This window comes from Pseudomonas sp. PA27(2017), assembly GCF_001945445.1.
Classification (GTDB): Bacteria; Pseudomonadota; Gammaproteobacteria; order Pseudomonadales; family Pseudomonadaceae; genus Aquipseudomonas.
Genome location: NZ_MSXW01000015.1, coordinates 47,976 through 64,962, shown reverse-complemented (window position 1 = coordinate 64,962; position 16,987 = coordinate 47,976). Strand labels below are relative to the sequence as shown.

The 16,987-nt window shown below is 61.5% G+C and carries 17 protein-coding genes; 6 read left to right on the top strand and 11 right to left on the bottom strand.

Features of this window, described 5'->3' with window-relative positions; all coding sequences use genetic code 11:
• Positions 1-137: 137 nt before the first annotated feature.
• Together galU and BVH06_RS07640 are read right to left on the bottom strand one after the other, a co-directional pair.
• Positions 138-974, bottom strand: a complete 837-nt coding sequence (galU, locus tag BVH06_RS07645) for a UTP--glucose-1-phosphate uridylyltransferase GalU (protein ID WP_075933677.1) — start codon at positions 972-974, stop codon at positions 138-140.
• 49 nt (positions 975-1,023) lie between these two features.
• Positions 1,024-1,524 (bottom strand): CinA family protein, encoded by a 501-nt coding sequence (locus tag BVH06_RS07640; RefSeq protein WP_075933676.1) that lies wholly within the window; start codon positions 1,522-1,524, stop codon positions 1,024-1,026.
• 163 nt (positions 1,525-1,687) lie between these two features.
• On the opposite strand from BVH06_RS07640, the gene BVH06_RS07635 reads away from it, so the two are divergent.
• Together BVH06_RS07635 and ubiM are read left to right on the top strand one after the other, a co-directional pair.
• Positions 1,688-2,125, top strand: a complete 438-nt coding sequence (locus tag BVH06_RS07635; RefSeq protein WP_075933675.1) for a hypothetical protein — start codon at positions 1,688-1,690, stop codon at positions 2,123-2,125.
• A gap of 85 nt (positions 2,126-2,210) precedes the next feature.
• Complete coding sequence (gene ubiM / locus BVH06_RS07630) at positions 2,211-3,386, top strand: 5-demethoxyubiquinol-8 5-hydroxylase UbiM (protein ID WP_075933674.1); 1,176 nt, start codon at positions 2,211-2,213, stop codon at positions 3,384-3,386.
• Here ubiM and cysW read toward each other — a convergent pair whose 3' ends face one another.
• The 3 genes from cysW to cysP all read right to left on the bottom strand — a co-directional run bounded on the left by cysW (position 3,387) and on the right by cysP (position 6,373).
• A complete protein-coding gene (gene cysW / locus BVH06_RS07625; RefSeq protein WP_075933673.1) occupies positions 3,387-4,217 on the bottom strand; it encodes a sulfate ABC transporter permease subunit CysW in 831 nt (276 codons plus the stop codon).
• Positions 4,214-5,062, bottom strand: coding sequence for a sulfate ABC transporter permease subunit CysT (cysT, locus tag BVH06_RS07620; RefSeq protein ID WP_075933672.1), 849 nt, complete (start codon positions 5,060-5,062; stop codon positions 4,214-4,216). The genes cysW and cysT overlap by 4 nt, the downstream gene beginning before the upstream one ends.
• 297 nt (positions 5,063-5,359) lie before the next feature.
• Complete coding sequence (cysP, locus tag BVH06_RS07615; protein ID WP_075933671.1) at positions 5,360-6,373, bottom strand: thiosulfate ABC transporter substrate-binding protein CysP; 1,014 nt, start codon at positions 6,371-6,373, stop codon at positions 5,360-5,362.
• A 399-nt stretch (positions 6,374-6,772) separates the two neighbouring features.
• Between cysP and BVH06_RS07610 the strand changes: the two genes are divergently transcribed.
• A complete protein-coding gene (locus BVH06_RS07610) occupies positions 6,773-7,669 on the top strand; it encodes a formate/nitrite transporter family protein (RefSeq protein ID WP_075933670.1) in 897 nt (298 codons plus the stop codon).
• Between the two features lie 227 nt (positions 7,670-7,896).
• Here the strand turns inward: BVH06_RS07610 and BVH06_RS07605 are convergent, their stop codons facing one another.
• From BVH06_RS07605 to BVH06_RS07580, 6 genes are all read right to left on the bottom strand, one after another.
• Positions 7,897-8,913 carry an ABC transporter substrate-binding protein gene (locus BVH06_RS07605; RefSeq protein ID WP_075930192.1) on the bottom strand — a complete coding sequence of 339 codons (1,017 nt, stop codon included), beginning with the start codon at positions 8,911-8,913 and terminating at the stop codon, positions 7,897-7,899.
• 115 nt (positions 8,914-9,028) lie between these two features.
• Entirely contained in the window at positions 9,029-9,895 is an 867-nt protein-coding gene (locus BVH06_RS07600; protein ID WP_075933669.1) for an ABC transporter permease, read from the bottom strand.
• Between the two features lie 13 nt (positions 9,896-9,908).
• A complete protein-coding gene (locus BVH06_RS07595; RefSeq protein WP_075933668.1) occupies positions 9,909-10,772 on the bottom strand; it encodes an ABC transporter ATP-binding protein in 864 nt (287 codons plus the stop codon).
• A gap of 6 nt (positions 10,773-10,778) precedes the next feature.
• A complete protein-coding gene (locus tag BVH06_RS07590) occupies positions 10,779-11,822 on the bottom strand; it encodes an ABC transporter substrate-binding protein (RefSeq protein WP_075933667.1) in 1,044 nt (347 codons plus the stop codon).
• 214 nt (positions 11,823-12,036) lie between these two features.
• The gene (locus BVH06_RS07585) at positions 12,037-12,930 is read right to left on the bottom strand and encodes a TauD/TfdA family dioxygenase (RefSeq protein ID WP_075933666.1); all 894 of its coding nucleotides are present in this window, start codon (positions 12,928-12,930) and stop codon (positions 12,037-12,039) included.
• Positions 12,931-13,420: 490 nt separating this feature from the next.
• Positions 13,421-14,200, bottom strand: coding sequence for a MetQ/NlpA family ABC transporter substrate-binding protein (locus tag BVH06_RS07580; protein WP_075930187.1), 780 nt, complete (start codon positions 14,198-14,200; stop codon positions 13,421-13,423).
• A 219-nt stretch (positions 14,201-14,419) separates the two neighbouring features.
• Between BVH06_RS07580 and BVH06_RS07575 the strand changes: the two genes are divergently transcribed.
• From BVH06_RS07575 to tcyL, 3 genes are all read left to right on the top strand, one after another.
• A complete protein-coding gene (locus tag BVH06_RS07575) occupies positions 14,420-15,418 on the top strand; it encodes a D-cysteine desulfhydrase (RefSeq protein ID WP_075933665.1) in 999 nt (332 codons plus the stop codon).
• Positions 15,419-15,522: 104 nt separating this feature from the next.
• Entirely contained in the window at positions 15,523-16,320 is a 798-nt protein-coding gene (tcyJ, locus tag BVH06_RS07570; protein WP_075930185.1) for a cystine ABC transporter substrate-binding protein, read from the top strand.
• A complete protein-coding gene (gene tcyL, locus BVH06_RS07565) occupies positions 16,317-16,985 on the top strand; it encodes a cystine ABC transporter permease (protein ID WP_075930184.1) in 669 nt (222 codons plus the stop codon). Before tcyJ ends, tcyL begins: the two co-directional genes overlap by 4 nt.
• Positions 16,986-16,987 lie beyond the last annotated feature (2 nt).

The following is a 16,987-nucleotide window of genomic DNA, read 5'->3' as shown; positions in this document are numbered from 1 at the left end:
ATCTGTTTGAGGCGTCGGGCGACAGAGTCGTCTGCGATTGTATCCGCAGATGGTGATCACCGTGTGGCCCAGGTCAACAAAGTGCAGGCAATAAAAAACCGGGCGCCTGGCCCGGTTTTCTCGATCAGGGTCGCGGATCAGCCGCGGCCTTCACGGTAGAGGTGCTCGAAGCAGAAGTTGGTTGCCTCGATGTAGCCCTCGGCGCCACCACAGTCGAAACGCTGGCCCTTAAACTTGTACGCCAGCACACAACCGTCCTGCGCCTGCTTCATCAGCGCGTCGGTGATCTGGATCTCACCACCTTTACCTGGCTCGGTGTCCTTGATCAGGTCGAAGATGTCCGGGGTCAGGATGTAGCGACCGATGATCGCCAGGTTCGACGGCGCGTCTTCGGCCTTGGGTTTCTCGACCATGTGGCTGACGCGGAAGATGTCGTCACGGATGGTTTCGCCGGCGATCACGCCGTACTTGTGGATCTCGTCCATCGGTACTTCCTGCACCGCCACGATCGAGCAGCGGAACTGGTTGTACAGCTTGACCATCTGGGTCAGTACGCCGTCACCGCCGACGTTCAGGCACAGGTCATCGGCCAGTACCACGGCGAACGGCTCGTCGCCGATCAGCGGACGGCCGCTGAGAATGGCATGGCCCAGGCCCTTCATTTCAACCTGACGGGTGTAGGAGAAGGTGCAGTTGTCGATCAGGCGACGGATGCCGACCAGGTACTTTTCCTTGTCGGTGTTACGGATCTGGTGCTCGAGCTCGTAGCTGATGTCGAAATGGTCTTCCAGCGAGCGCTTGCCGCGACCGGTGACCATGGCGATTTCGGTCAGGCCGGCATTCAGCGCTTCTTCGACGCCGTACTGGATCAGCGGCGTGTTGACCACAGGCAGCATTTCCTTGGGCATGGCCTTGGTCGCCGGAAGGAAGCGGGTACCGTAACCGGCGGCAGGGAACAGGCATTTCTTGATCATGTGGTTTCCTTGAATGGTCAATGTTGCTCAAGTCGCTGAAGCGTCGGCGTCAGGAGGTCTGACGCAGCCGTTCGTAGTAGTAAGGCAGTCGCAGCAAGGCATGGCGTGCGGCGGCCACACGCCGTTCGTTGTTGTCTCCGGGAAAGGTCACGGTTTCGCTGGTCACCCCCTGGTGCTCGGCCAGGCGCGTGGCGCAGGCGAAGCACATGGCGCCGTCGTAGACCTGCTGACCGCGCTTGTCGTCGGCGGTCGGGGCACCGGTGATGGCCAGGATGATGTCGGCGCTGCTGGTCATCAGCACGCCCAGGGCCATCTCGCGCGCCACCTCTTCGCTGTTCATGCCGAAGGTCTCGATGGTCTCCGGCTTGACACCCAGGGAAGTCTGCATCGCGCGTTTGGAATACACCACGAAGCCGCTTTCGAGCACGCCGTCACAACCCGGCACCGCAGCCACCGTGGCGGCCAGCAAACCGGCCGTGGCCGACTCTGCCGTGCTCAGCACCAGGTTGTACTTTTCCAGGAAATGAACCGCCTGCTCGATGTTTTGCATGCCCGCGAATGTCTCCTAACCAATTGTTACCGTGTGTCTATGGCAGTGGTCGGGGGCTACAAGTTCCGAAGCATTTGCCAGCGACCGCTGATCGTGCCGGCTGAACTCCCCAGGCAGGCTGGTTTTCCCAGCCTGGAGAACCGAAGAACAGAGGGGACGACAGGTGAATACGCTGCGCAAACCACAACAAACCCACGGGCTGCAGGATGTCAGCGACGACTCGCTGCGCCAGGCATTCATCCAGGCGCTGAGCGAGAAGGCGCGCCCACTGTTCGAGGAGGCAGCCAGCTACGCACGTAATCATGATCTCGACGTGGTGGTCGATCTGGTGCTGGAGCATGACAAGCCGCGCCTGATCCTGGCGGTCAGCCGCCCCGGCGAGGACACCGTGAGCAGCTACAGCCTGGTAGCCAACCTGGCCGCGCAACGCATGCTTCACGAGGAGTTCTACGCCGACAGCGGCGACATCCATCGCCAGGAGTCGCTGCTCGCCTCGATCAACGAAAAGGTCATCGATACCCGCCTGGCCAATTTCTTTCGCAAGGGCTTTGCGCTGCCGCTGGACTACATCAACGAGCGGCACCCCATCGGTTTTTGGTAAACCGCTGGATTGACTGATCCTGAGCAAGGCTTGCCGGTACGTGCTGACCTAGGCTCCGGTCTGGTCTTTGACAGGAGAAACGGCCATGAAAGCCGATGTCGTCATCGTGGGCGCCGGGCCTGCGGGGTTGTGTCTGGCGCGTTCGTTATCGGGCCATGGCCTGTCGATCCGCATCATCGAGCGTCAGCCCGAAGCGGAACTGACTGCCCCGCCGTTCGACGGCCGTGAGATCGCGCTGACGCACGCCTCGCAACGAATCCTCGAAGACCTGGGCCTGTGGCAGCGATTCTGCGCCAAAGAGATCGCTCCGTTGCGCGACGCCCAGGTGCTCAACGGCCCTTCGCTCTATGCCTTGCGCATTGCCGCTGCGGCGGTCGGCAAGGAGCGCCTTGGCTGCCTGGTGCCCAACCAGGCGATTCGCCGGGCCGCCTATGGTGCGGTGAGCGAATGCCCAGACGTCGAACTGTTCTGCGAGCGTACGATTAGCGAGCTGAGCTGCTCGGCTGAAAGTGTCGCCTTGCGCTTGAGCGACGGCACCGTTCTTGACGCACGCCTGATCGTCGCGGCCGACAGCCGCTTTTCCGAAACCCGCAGGCGCCTCGGTATCGGCGCGCGCATGGAGGACTTCGGCAAGACCATGCTGGTATGCCGCATGGCCCACGAGCGCAGCCATGAGCAAGTGGCCTGGGAGTGGTTCGGCTACGGGCAGACCCTTGCCCTGCTACCGTTGAATGGCAACTGCGCCTCGGCGGTACTGACCCTCGAGCCCACCGAAATGAATCGGGTGATGGGCCTCGACGATGAGGCCTTCGCCCGCGAGATGGAGCGGCGCTTCGACCGCCGCCTGGGGCGCATGGAGCTGATTGGCGAGCGCATCACCTACCCGCTGGTGGGCGTGTATGCCGAGCGCTTCGCCGGGTTGCGCAGTGCCTTGCTGGGCGACGCCGCAGTGGGCATGCACCCGGTCACGGCCCATGGTTTCAACTTCGGCCTGCAAAGCCAGAAGCGCCTGGCCGATACTCTGCTCGGCGCATTGCGCCAGGGCCGGGACATCGGTGAGCCAGGCGTCCTGCAGCGCTACGCCGGTGCCCAGCAGCGAGCCAGCTGGCCGCTCTACCAGGCCACCAGCCTGCTGGTGCGGCTGTACACCGATGATCGCGCCCCTACCCGCCTGCTGCGCAATGCAGGCCTGCGCCTGGCGCAGAATCTGCCGCCGTTCAAGGCCGCACTGGCCCGGCACCTGACCCAGCTTGCGCGCTAGTTAGCTGTCGGCGGCGCGCTGCATATTCACCCTCTGCCGCCACTCCATGTAGGTCTTCAGCAACAGGGTAAGCAGCGCCATGCAGGCCAGCAGCGCTGCCGCGGTGAAGGCGGCGACCGGCTTGTAGTCGTTGTTGAGCTGGTCGACCAGCAACGGCAGCGTCAGGGTCTGGTTGAGAATGGTGCCGGAGACCACCGACACCGCACCGAACTCGCCAACGGCCCGCGCATTGGTGACCACCACGCCATACAGCAGCGCCCACTTGATGTTCGGCAGCGTGATGTGGCGGAAGATCTGCCAGCCATTGGCGCCCAGACACAGCGCCGAGGTTTCCTCGTCATTGCCCTGGGACTGCATCACCGGAATCAGGATGCGCGCCACGTACGGAGCGGTGACGAACACCGTGACCATGACGATCCCCGGCCAGGCAAACATCAGTTGCATGTCGTTATCGTAGAACCACTGGCCCAGGGCGCTTTCCAGCCCGTATACGACCAGATAGCAGAGGCCGGCGACTACCGGCGACACCGCATAGGGAATGTCCACCAGGGTGGTGAGCAGCTTGCGGCCGCGGAAATCGTAGTGGGTCACGCACCAGGCCAGCAGAATGCCGAAGCACAGGTTCAGCGGCACGGTGAGCGCGGCGACCAGCAGAGTCAGGCCGATGGCGTGCTGCATGTAATCCTGGGACAGGTTGTCGACCAGCATCGCCCAGCCACCGCTGAGCGCCCGGGTGAAAATCAGCGCCAGGGGCACCAGCAGCATCAGCGCGACCGCGCCGAGGCCCAGACCGATGAGCAACCATTGGTGCCAGTATTGGGGCTTCTTCATCGGCCTTGCCTCTGCCATTTGAACAGTCGGCCCTGCACCACCTGCAGGCTGAACAGCAGGAACAGCGACGCCAACAGAATCACCGAGGCGATCGCCGCCGCTGCCGGGTAGTTGAATTCCTGCAGGCGCACGAAAATCATCAGCGACGACACTTCGGTCTTATAGGGAATGTTGCCGGCGATCATGATCACCGCGCCGAACTCACCCAGGCTGCGCACGAAGGCTTGCGACGCACCGGTGATCAGCGCAGGCAGCAAGCTCGGCAGCACCACGTAGGCGAAGCTCTGCCATTTCTTGGCGCCCAGGGTGCGCGCGGCTTCCTCGTACTCGCTGCCCAGGCTCTGCAGCACCGGCTGCACGGTGCGCACCACGAATGGCAGGCTGGTGAACACCATGGCGATCAGCAGGCCCGGGTAGGCATAGGCGATCTTGACGCCCGCAGCCTCGAAGTACTGGCCGAGCCAACCGCCGGGTACCAGCAAGGTCGCCAGGGTCAAACCGGCCACCGAGGTCGGTAGCGCGAACGGCAGGTCCACCAGGGCATCGACCAGACGGCGGCCCGGAAAGTCGTAACGGGTGATGATCCAGGCGATCAGCAAACCGATCAGCAGCACGATCACGGTCGAGTAGAAGGCGCCGCTGATGGTCACCTTGTAACTCTGCACCACACGCGGATCGCTGATCGCCTGCCAGTACTGCGCCCAGCTCATGTCGCTGACGTACAGCAACAGGGCGGACAGCGGAAACAGAATGACCAGCGACAGGTAGAAGACGCTGAAACCGAAGCTCAGGCCAAAGCCCGGCAGCAGCGGATTCTGCAGAAAGAAAACGGGGGTCTTGCTCACTCGGAAATCCTTGAATGCACAAACCGCCGGAAGTCGGCGGTTTGTGGAATACGGCTGATGCGGCTCAATAATCAGGGTGGTTCGCCGCTCACGGCCCGCAGTAGGCCCCTACTTCTTCTGTCGCGGTAACGCCCTCGGCATTGACTGCAAGGCGGCGTTGCGAGAGCGGACACCTGTAGGGTGGACGACGCTTCATCCGTCCACCACTCCGCGATCGCAACGGTGGATGAAAAGAGCGTCATCCACCCTACGTAGCGACCGCTTTTGCCTTATCGCCGTCGGTCGACTGCAAGCCGATTAGCGGCCTTCGGCCAGAAGCTGGTCAAGAATACCATTGCCATCGAAATGCTTGGCAGTGATCTCGTCCCAGGTGCCCAGCACGTCGGTCGGGTTGATCAGACGAAGATCCTGGAACTGGCCGGCGGTCTCGGCGGCCACTTCCTTGTCCTGCACGCGATAATGGTAGGTGGTCAGCAGCTTCTGGATGTCTTTGCTGTACTGGAAGTCCAGGTATGCCTTGGCCACGTCGCGGGTGCCCTTCTCGTCCACCACCTTGTCGACGACGGCGACCGGGAATTCGGCCAGCACGCTCACCGGCGGCACGATCACCTCGAACTCGCCGGACTTGAATTCCTCGCCCTTGGCGATGTTCACCACTTCCGATTCGAAGCTCAGCAGCACGTCGCCCTGCCCGTTCTGGGCGAAGGCCACGGTGGCGCCACGGCCGCCGGTGGGGAAGTTCTCGACATTGCGCAGCACCTTGCCGACGAACTCCTTGATCTTCGCTTCATCACCCTTGAACGCTTCGTTGGCGTACAGCCACGCGCCCAGGTAGCTGTAGCGGGCGTTGCCGGAGGTTTTCGGGTTGGGGAACACCAGCTTCACGTCGGACCGAGCCAGGTCGTCCCAGTTCTTGATGCCCTTGGGGTTGCCCTTACGCACCAGGAATGCGGTGGTGCTGTAGTACGGCGAGCTGTGGTTGGGGAACTGCTCGGCCCAGTCCTTACGCACCAGGCCGCGTTTGGCGAGGATGTCCACGTCGGTGACCTGGTTGAAGGTCACGGTGTCGACCTTCTTGCCCTGGATGATGTCCTGAGCCTGGCGCGACGTGCCGGCGAACGACTGGTCGATCTTCAGATCCTTGCCGGTCTCGGCCTTCCAGTGAGCCTGAAACTTGGGATTAATCTCGGCGAACAGCTCACGGGCGACATCGTAGGAGGCGTTCAGAATCGGCTTGTCCGCCGCCGATGCGACAGCGCTGCCAAGCAGCGACGTGGTGACGGCAGTCGCCAGCAGGATTTTCTTCAGCATGATCCAGGGTTTCCTTACGAGGGGGCAGATAAGGGCGGCAGTCTGCCTGATGGCCTTATGCCTTAAAAGAACCCTTTTATCATAATCATATTCCACTACGCACTGAGGTCTGTTGACGTTTCACGCACGGCTGCGCCGTAGCCCATCCTGCCGCGAGGCAAGGACGCCTTCATGACGGCAGAACGACGCCGGGCGCCGCAGGTCTGAATCCTCAGAGCCTGTTCAAAGTCTAGCGAGCTAGAGCAATGCAAGGCGAAAACAGGCGAGGACGCGGAGTTTACGAGCTGTAAATGAGCAGTCCGAGCCTGTTTTTAACGCCGCAGTGCCGACGCACAGCAGACTTTGAACAGGTTCTTAGACAGACGGGCCTCCGTCGTTTCACCCATGAAGGTAACCGGTATGCAAGAACAAGCAGACGGCAAGACACCCGGCCTGTCAGCCGAAGAAGAGCGCGAGATCGATGAGAAGCTGCCGCCGCGGGCGGCGGTGTTGCATGAGACCATCAGGATCCAGGGCGACCATGAGCTGGAACGCAGCATCGCAGCATTATGGTGGTCGGCGCTGGCCGCCGGGCTGACCATGGGCCTGTCGCTGATGGCCATGGGTTTGTTCCGCTCTCGGTTGGGCCCCAGCGATGAAAGTCATGTGATCGCCAGTCTCGGTTATTCGGCAGGCTTTCTGGCGGTGATCCTCGCCCGTCAGCAACTGTTTACGGAAAACACCCTGACCGCCGTGCTGCCGGTGATGAGCAAGCTGACGCTGAACAATGTTGGGCGACTATTGCGTCTTTGGGGCGTGGTGCTATGCGGAAACCTGGCCGGCACCCTGCTGGTGGCTTGGGTGATGCTGCGCCTGCCGATTTTCGATACCCAAACCGACCTGGCGTTTCTGGAAATCGGCCGCAAGGTGATGGAAAACGACGTGTCCAAGATGCTTGCCAAAGGCATCATCTCGGGCTGGATGATCGCCACCATGGTGTGGATGATCGCCTCGATGGAAAGCGCCAAGATCGCCATTATCGTGCTGATCACTTACCTGATGGCACTGGGTGACTTCACCCATATCGTGGTCGGCTCGGTAGAGGTGTCTTATCTGGTGTATGCCGGTGAAGTGAGCTGGGGCGATTTCTGGCTGGTGTTTGCGGGGCCTACCCTGACCGGCAATATCATCGGCGGCAGCTTTATCTTTGCCCTGCTCAGCCATGCCCAGATCCGCAGCGAGCGTGACGTGATTGCCAAGCGCGAGCGCGACAAGCACAAGTTGCTGGAGGAGTTGCGCCGCAATCGCAAGGACTGACTCTACAAGATCGCCAGAGGCCTCAAGGCCTCGGTGCCCGCCGTTCTCGAAGTCGACCCTTCGAAGGCGTCGCACTGATGCCGACGCGCACCAGCAACGCCTGGGCAACGCCAGTGGCGCGTAAGTCAGCAGAGCGCTGTTGCCATTCGATGTCACGCGTCAATCGAGTCGCTACGCTTTCAGAAGTCAAGCGCCCAGTAGCAGGGCGCTATCCAGTTCAACGCGGATCAGCTGCCCGGATTGGCGTAGGCTTCTTCGAAGAAGTAATCCTTCCAGGAGCTGGCCTTGTTCTTCAGCACGCCCAGTTCGTGCAACTTCTCGGCGTAGATGAAGGTGCGCTGCGGCGACACGGTGAAGTCGTTTTCCGGGTCCTCGATGATTTTCCTCACGAACTCCAGCGGCAACTTGGAGTTCTCCACACGAATGTAGGTCTCGGCCGCAGCGGCCTTGTCGGCCTTGATGATCTGCGAGGCCTCGACCAGCGCGTCGTAGAAAGCCTTGTAGGTCTTCGGATTGGCGTCGTGGAATTTCTCGGTGGCGTAGAGCACGTTGAAAGTGGCCTGGCCGCCGAGGATGTCGTAGCTGCTGATCAGCTTGTGCACCTTGGGGTTTTCCAGCGCCTGGTACTGGAATGGCGGGCTGGAGAAATGCGCGGTGATTTCCGAGCCGCCCTTGGTCAGTGCCGCGGTGGCATCCGGGTGCGGCAGGCTGACGGAAATCTTGTCGAAACGCTGGAAGTCGGCATTGCCGTAACGCTTGGCGGTTTCGATCTGCAGGGTGCGCGACTGGAAGCCGACGCCGGCGGCCGGCACCGCGATACGGTCCTTCTCACCGAGATCGTCGAGAGTCTTCACTTCATCGCGATTACTCAGCAGATAATTGGGCAGCGAGCCCAGCGAAGCCACGGCCTTGACGTTCTGCCGGCCATGGGTGCGGTCCCACACGGTGAGCATCGGCGGCACGCCCGCCGAGACCACGTCGATGGCACCGGCCAGCAGCGCCTCGTTCATCGCGGTGGCACCGGAGATGGTCCGCCACTCGACGTCGATCTTGTCCAGGCCCTGGGCCTTGGCATGCTTCTCGATCAGTTGCTGGTCCTTGACCACATGCAGCACCAGGTAACCGATGCCGAACTGCTGGGCGATGCTGATCTTGCCTTCGGCATGAGCGGCCAGCGGAGTCGCCAAGGCGCCGAGCAAGCCCAGCGCGGTGGCCAGGCGGCCGAATTTGAACGTGTTGGTCATGGTCGTTTCTCGTTATGTGATCAGTAAGTTGGTTACGTAGGGTGGATGACGCTCTTTTCATCCACCATTGCGATTGCGACACGGTGAATCGGTGAAGCGTGATCCACCCTAAGGATCAGCGCTGCATCCCCCAGCGCTTGACGGTCACCCGCTCGATGCTGGCGAAGATCAGATTCTCCACCAGCAGGCCGATCAGGATTACCGCCACCAGCCCGGCGAACACCTTGTCGGTATACAGCTCGTTACGGTTCTGGAAGATGTACCAGCCCAGGCCGCCCTTGCCGCTGGAGGCGCCGAACACCAGCTCGGCGGCGATCAGCGTGCGCCAGGCGAAGGCCCAGCCGATCTTCAGCCCCGAGAGGATCGATGGCAGCGCCGCCGGGATCAGGATGAACAGCACGAAGCGCAGGCCCTTGAGGCCGTAGTTGCGCCCGGCCATGCGCTGGGTCTCGGAAACGCCGAGAAAACCGGCGTAGGTGTTCAGCGCCAGGGCCCAGAGCACCGAGTGCACCAGCACGAAGATCAGGCTGTTCTCGCCCAGCCCGAACCACAGCAGCGACAGTGGCAGCAGCGCGATGGCCGGCAGCGGGTTGAACATCGAGGTCAGCGTCGACAAGAGGTCGCGGCCGAGCTGGGTCGAGACCGCCAGGCTGGTCAGCAGAAAGGCCAGAACGATGCCGATCAGGTAACCCTTGACCAGCACCGATAGCGAGATCGCCACCTTCTCCAGCAACTCGCCGGTGCCAATGCCCTCGATGAATGCCCTGGCCGTCTGCAGGAAGCTGGGCAGCAGCAGGTCGTTGGCCTGGTAGCGGGCAGCCGCCTCCCAGATCACTGCCAGGGCCAGCAGAATCAGCGATTTGCGCAACCAGCCCTGTTGCCACAGGCGCTGACCGAGCGACAGCTCGCGCTCCAGCTTGAGGCCGGGCAGCGGCTGCAGGGGAATTTCGTATTCCTCACGCCGTGCGGGTGAAAAACTCATGATGGAACGCTCCTCAGTAGGCGATGCGGATATCCTGGAAACCCAGCTCGGCAGCGGCGCCGCCGTCGACGTCTTCGTCGAACAGCAGGCGGTGAATCCGCTGCGCGGTGTGTTGGAAACCCACACCACCGAGGCTGTGCAGGTCGAACTGGTGGCTGTTGATTTCCGCCCGCACGCGGCCCGGATGTGGCGACAGCAGCAGGATGCGATTGCCGACGATCAGCGCCTCTTCGATGGAGTGAGTGACGAACAGCAGGGTGAAGCGCACCTCTTCCCACAGCTCCAACAACTCCTCCTGCATCTTGCGGCGGGTCAGCGCGTCGAGGGCGGCGAAAGGCTCGTCCATCAGCAGGATCTTCGGCTGCATGGCCAGCGCCCGGGCAATCGCCACCCTCGCCTTCATGCCGCCGGACAGGGTGTGCGGGTAGGCATCGGCGAAAGCGGCCAGCCCGACCTTCTCCAGGTAATGCAGAGCGCGCTCCTCGGCCTCTTTACGACCCAGGGTGCGTGAGGCCAGCAGCGGAAACATGACGTTCTGCTTGACCGTCTTCCACGGCGGCAACTGATCGAACTCCTGGAATACCACGATGCGGTCCGGGCCCGGTTCGTGTACCAGGGCACCGTCGAGGCGGATGCTGCCGGCGACCGGTTCGATGAAACCGGCCACTGCCTTGAGCAAAGTGGATTTACCGCAGCCGGAGGGGCCGAGCAGCACGAAGCGATCGGAGCGATCCACCTCGAAGCTGACTTCGTGGGTGGCGCGCACCACGCGCTGCGGGGTGCGGTACTCGAGGCTGACCTTGTCCACCTGGAGAACGGTGTCGAAGGCGCCTGGATTCAGCGTGCTGGCCGTGTGGCCTTGCAGAGGGGCATTCATGGGTTATCAGCTTCCCTGACCGATGGCGGCGTCTTCGAAGAAGTAGTCCTGCCAGCTGGCCGGTTTGTGTTTGATGGCGCCGACGCGGTGCAGGAAGTCGGCCAGTGGGTAGGTGTTGGTGGGGGTGACGGTGAACTGGAACTGCTCGTTGTCGATGATCTTCAACAGTTCTTCGCGACTGATCTTGGCGCCGGTAACGCGAATGTAGGTGTCGGCTGCCGCACCCTTGTCCTTCTGGGCGAAATCCGCTGCTTCGGCCAGGGCGCCGACGAAGGCCTTGTAGGTCTTGGGATTGTCGCGACGGAATTTCTCTGTGGCGTACAGCACCGTCGGCGAGTTCGGGCCGAGCAACTCGTAGGTATCGAGCACCACGTGCACGTCGGGGTTTTCGAGGGCCTGGTTCTGGAACGGCGGGTTGGAGAAGTGCCCGGTCAGTTCGGTGCCGCCGGTTTTCAGGGACGCCGTGGCATCCGGGTGCGGCAGCGCCACCGTGTACTTGTCGAGGCGGTCGAATTCCTTATCGCCCCACTGCTTGGCGGCGGCGTATTGCAGGAAGCGAGATTGCACCGACACGCCCACCGCCGGAACGGCGATGCGATCCTTCTCAGTGAAGTCGGCGATGGTTTTGACCTTGGGGTTGTTGCTCAAAAGGTAGTACGGGAAGTTGCCCAGCGAGGCCACGCCCTTGACGTTTTGTCTGCCCTGGGTGCGATCCCAGACCGTCAGCAGCGGTCCGATGCCGGCGCCGGCGATATCGATGGCGCCGGAAAGCAGCGCATCGTTGACCGCCGAGCCACCGGACAGCTGCTGCCAGTCGACCTTGATATCCAGCCCCTCGGCCTTGCCATGCTTCTCGATCAATTGCTGATCACGTACCACGTTGAGGAGCAGGTAAACGATGCCGAACTGCTCGGCGATACGGATCTGCCCTTCGGCATGAGCGACTTGCGGCGCCGTCAGGCTGCCTGCCAGCAGGCTCAGACTCAGGACGATGCCGCCGGTCAACCGGGCAAAACGTGGAACGAAGGGAAAGCGCTTACCTGCCGACATGTCGAGGCTCCAGTCAAAAAGTGCAGAAATGGGGTGTGGCGGGCTATTGCGCAAAAGGTCGTTGAAAAACGTAGGCGAGGCAGTCAGCGCAAGGCCGATGGCGGCCCCGAAAAAACAGGTGAGAAAGCGAGTACATGAGCATTTTGATTGGACTCGCATCCAAGCCTGTTTTTAACGTTGCGATGGCAACGCAGGTAGTTTTCCGGCGGCCTTTTTAAAACGGTACGTCGCCCTGGATGGTGGTGCGGTGCATGCGCCGCCGCAGATGACTCGGGCAGCCCGTGGCCAGGTGGATCAGTGCGCGGTTGTCCCAGAACACCATGTCGCCGTCCTGCCACTGATGGCGGTAGATGAATTCCGGTTTAGCGCTGTGGGCATAAAGCTCGGCGAGAATCTGCCGGCTCTCGTCCTCGGGCACATCGAGAATGTGGGTGGTGAAATTCTCGTTGACGAACAGGCCCCGGCGGCCGGTTTCCGGGTGGGTGCGCACCACCGGATGAATCACGGCCTTGACCTCGGCCAGTTGCGCCTCGGTAAGCGTTGGGCGGCGAATGCCGGCGAACACCTCATCGGCGTAACGAGCGGTATAGGAATGGGCAGCGCGCTTGCCGTCGATGGCCTGGCGCAGCTCGACCGGTAGCGTCTCGAAGGCCAGCTGTTGGCTGGCGAACAGGGTATCGCCGCCCTCCTCCGGCAGCTCCTGGGCGTAGAGCATGGAGCCCAGGCTGGGAAATTCCTTGTAGGAAAGATCCGAATGCCAGAACTTGCCGGCATCGCCCAGGCCGATCGGCTGCCCGTTCTCCTTGATGTTGGAGATGATGAAAATTTCCGGGTGGTTGGCCAACAGGAACTGCTTGAGCACGTGTATCTGCAGTACGCCAAAGCGGCGGCTGAAATCGATCTGTTGCTGCGGCGTGATGCGTTGATCGCGGAACACCACGACGTTGTAGGCGAGGTGCGCTTGGTGAATGCGGGCGAAATCGGCGTCGTTCAGCGGGCGGCCGAGGTCGAGGCCGACGATTTCGGCACCGACTGCAGCGGAAAACGGGCGTATTTCAAAATTCTGCGTTGGCTGGTGATTGGCAGAACTCAACGACACGGCGGGCATTTGCGCAACTCCACACGGTAAGGGCGCCAACGAGGCGCGTCTCAGAAGCAGGTGTTCGGCACCTGTATTCAGTCGTGCGGCGCGCCGGTTAGCCAGCGGGTACGCATGGGCGAACTATATCGATATAAAAAGATTAATTTAAATACCTTTTTAGCATTTGCTTATGGCGATCCGCATTCGCCTGCATAAACGAAAACGCCGAAAGGATTCAGCCCTGTCGGCGTCTGATACAGCAGCTGTGAGCTTTAGAGCTCGCTCACGATCTTTCGGCTCGATCTGAGCAATTTGATTGAGAGTTGGCGGGAGCGGTCGTTATCCGATCCATTGTGGGAGCCGCGACCTCGCGGCGATTCGTTCAGGCACCGCCGGATAGGCAGTCAGGCTGCAATCGTTTCGCCCCGAGGTCGGGGCTCCCACAGGTTGGTTTGAGTGGCCGCTTCTGCCTTGCAGCCGCCTCTCCATGTTGCCGAAAAAGATCGCGGACAGGTCCTTAGAACGCAGGCACCACGGCGCCCGAATACTTCTTCTCGATGAAGGCTTTCACGTCCGGGCTGGTCAGCGCATCGGCGAGCTTCTTGATGGACTCGCTGTTCTGGTTATCCGGGCGGGCAACCAGGTAGTTCACGTACGGCGAATCCTTGTTCTCCAGTACCAGCGCATCCTTGTTCGGGTTGAGTTTGGCTTCCAGCGCGTAGTTGGTGTTGATCAGTGCCAGGTCGACCTGATCCAGCACGCGCGGCAGCATGGCCGCTTCGAGCTGCTTGAACTTGAAGTTGTGCGGGTTGGTGGCCAGATCCTTCGGGGTGGCCTGGATGTTGGCCGGATCCTTCAGGGTAAGCAGGCCGGCATGCTGCAGCAACTGCAGGGCACGACCGCTGTTGCTCGCTTCGTTGGGGATGGCGATGGTGGCGCCATCGGGCAGCTCATCGAGGCTCTTGTACTTGCGCGAGTAGCCGCCGAACGGCTCGACGTGCACGCCCTTGACGATCACCAGGTGGGTGCCGCGGCTTTCGTTGAAGCTGTCCAGGTACGGCTTGGTCTGGAAGTAGTTGGCATCGAGTTGCTTCTGCTCGACCTGCAGGTTGGGCTGCACGTAATCGGTGAACACCTTGATCTCGAGGTCGACGCCCTGCTCCGCCAGCTTCGGCTTGATCAGCTCGAGGATTTCAGCGTGAGGAACCGGCGTCGCGGCCACAGTGAGTTTCTCCGCGGCGAATGCCTGGGTAGTCAGGACAGAGGCCAATGCAGCCAACAGAAGCGTTTTTTTCATGTTTATTCTCGGTAGTTGCCGTTGGATCGACAGCGGCATGGGATGATTGGCCGGGCCGGATAGGGTCGGCGCGCTGACAATACGGCCCTCAGTTATACGTGGAAAATACTTTTAATTCATTGTCATATTTCTTATCAGAATAAGCAGGACCGGCGCACTTGTTGTGTTTCGGACGGTCACTTCTAAAGTGAAGACACTCCCCATTGCGGATTGACGAACATGATCAGCGAAGCCCTGAACCGTTTCGAGCGTCTGGAACTGGTTCCCCATGCCACCCCGCTGCAACACCTGCTGCGCCTGTCGCACCATGTGGGCCGCGATATCTATGTCAAACGCGATGACCTGACCCTGTTCGCCCTGGGCGGCAACAAGGCCCGCAAACTGGAATACCTGGGATCCGACGCGCTGGCCCAACAGGCCGATACGCTGATCACTGCGGGCGCCATCCAATCCAATCACGTGCGCCAGACCGCCGCGCTGGCCGCCAAGCTGGGCCTGGCCTGCGTGGCCCTGCTGGAAAACCCTATCGATACGCAGGAGCAGAACTACCTGCACAACGGCAACCGCCTGCTACTGGACCTGTTCGGCACACGCGTCGAGCACGTCGATAACCTCGAGGAGCCGGACCTGATGCTGATGGCCAAGGCCGACCGCCTGCGTGCCACCGGCAAGAACCCTTACGTGATTCCGATCGGCGGCTCGAATGCACTTGGTACCCTGGGCTACGTCAAGGCAGGGCTGGAGTTCGCCGAGCAGGTCGCCGCCAAGGGCCTCGACAGCGGCACCCTGGTGCTGGCCTCGGGAAGCGGAGCGACCCATGCGGGTTTGGCGCTGGCCCTGGCCCACGTGCTGCCCGAATGGCGCGTGCTTGGCATCACCGTATCGCGCCCCGCCGATCTGCAACGCCCCAAGGTAATGGGCCTGGTGCAACGCACCGCAGAGCTACTGGGCGTCAACGTGCCGCAAGCGCTGACCATCGAGCTGTGGGACGAGTACTACGGGCCGCGTTATGGCGAGCCGAACACCGGTACGCTTGATGCCATCCGTCTGCTGGCGAGCAGCCAGGGCCTGCTGCTCGACCCGGTCTATACCGGCAAGGCGTTCGCAGGCTTGCTCGACGGGGTGCAGAAAGGTGCGTTCGAGGAAGGCAAGCCGATCGTGTTCCTGCATACCGGCGGCGCGCCGGCGCTGTTCGCGTATCAGTCCTTGACTCTCTGAACGGCATATACAAATAATTTTTTATTATTTTCTCGACTACCCAGGCAACCGTAGAGTGCCGCGTCCCAACCGCACCTAACAAAACAAACCATCGAGGCTCGATCATGATAATCGCCACCCTGCGTCGACATTTCCTTATTGGCAGCCTCGGTCTGGCGCTGTTCGCCGGCTTCGGTGGCCAGGCTTACGCAGCCGATGACCTACAGAAGATCAAGGACAGCGGCAGCATCAAGGTGGGCCTGGAAGGCACTTATCCGCCTTTCAACTTCCAGGACGAAAGCGGCAAGCTCGCCGGCTTCGAAGTGGATCTGGCCAACGCATTGGCCAAAGAGCTGGGTGTGACCGCGAGCTTCCAGCCGACCAAATGGGACGGCATTCTCGCCTCCCTTGAATCGGGCCGCATCGATGTGGTGATCAACCAGGTCACCATCTCCGACGAGCGCAAGAAAAAGTACGATTTTTCCACGCCCTACACCGTCTCGGGCATCCAGGCCCTGACCCGCAAGAGCGAAGCGGACAGCGTGAAAACCGCCGCGGACCTGGCCGGCAAGAAAGTCGGTGTGGGCCTGGGCACCAACTACGAGCAGTGGCTGAAAGAGAACGTGCCGCAGGCCGACATCCGTACCTACGACGATGATCCGACCAAGTTCCAGGACCTCAACGTGGGCCGCATCGACGTCGTACTGGTCGACCGCCTGGCCGCGTTCGAGATGGTTGCCAAGACCGGTGAGCGCATGGCCGTTGCCGGTGACGCGTTCTCCCGTCAGGAGTCGGGGATCGCGATGCGCAAAGGCAACCCGGAACTGCTCGCAGCCATCGACAAGGCCCTTGCCAAGCTGCGCAGCGACGGCACCCTGAAGCAACTCTCCGAGAAATGGTTCAAGGCTGACGTCACTCAATGATGCCGGACACCTTCCAGCTGGTGCTGGACTCCCTGCCCTTTCTCCTCAAGGGCGCGATTTGGACCATCGTTCTGAGCCTTGGCGGCATGTTCTTCGGCATGCTGCTGGGCTTCGGCCTTGCCCTGGTGAGGCTCTATGCCATCGCCCCACTGGGCTGGCTGGCCAGGGTCTACATTTCGTTCTTCCGCGGTACGCCGCTGCTGGTGCAACTGTTCGTCATCTACTTCGGGCTGCCTGAACTGGGGCTGCAACTCGAGCCCCTGACCGCGGCGCTGATCGGTTTCTCCCTGAACATGGCGGCCTATGTCGCCGAGATCATGCGGGCGGCCATCGCCTCCATCGACCGTGGTCAGTGGGAAGCAGCTGCCAGCATCGGCATGAGCAAGAGCCAGACGATGCTGCGCACCATTCTACCGCAAGCGATGCGTACGGCCCTGCCACCGCTGGGCAACAGCTTCATCTCACTGGTCAAGGACACCGCCCTGGCGGCCACCATCCAGGTGCCGGAGCTGTTCCGGCAGGCCCAGTTGATCACCGCGCGCACTTATGAGGTATTCGCCATGTACCTGGCGGCAACGGTGATCTACTGGATTCTCTCCAGCCTGCTCGCCCACTTGCAGAACCGCCTGGAAGCACGCGTCAACCGTCACGAGGCGGACAACTGATG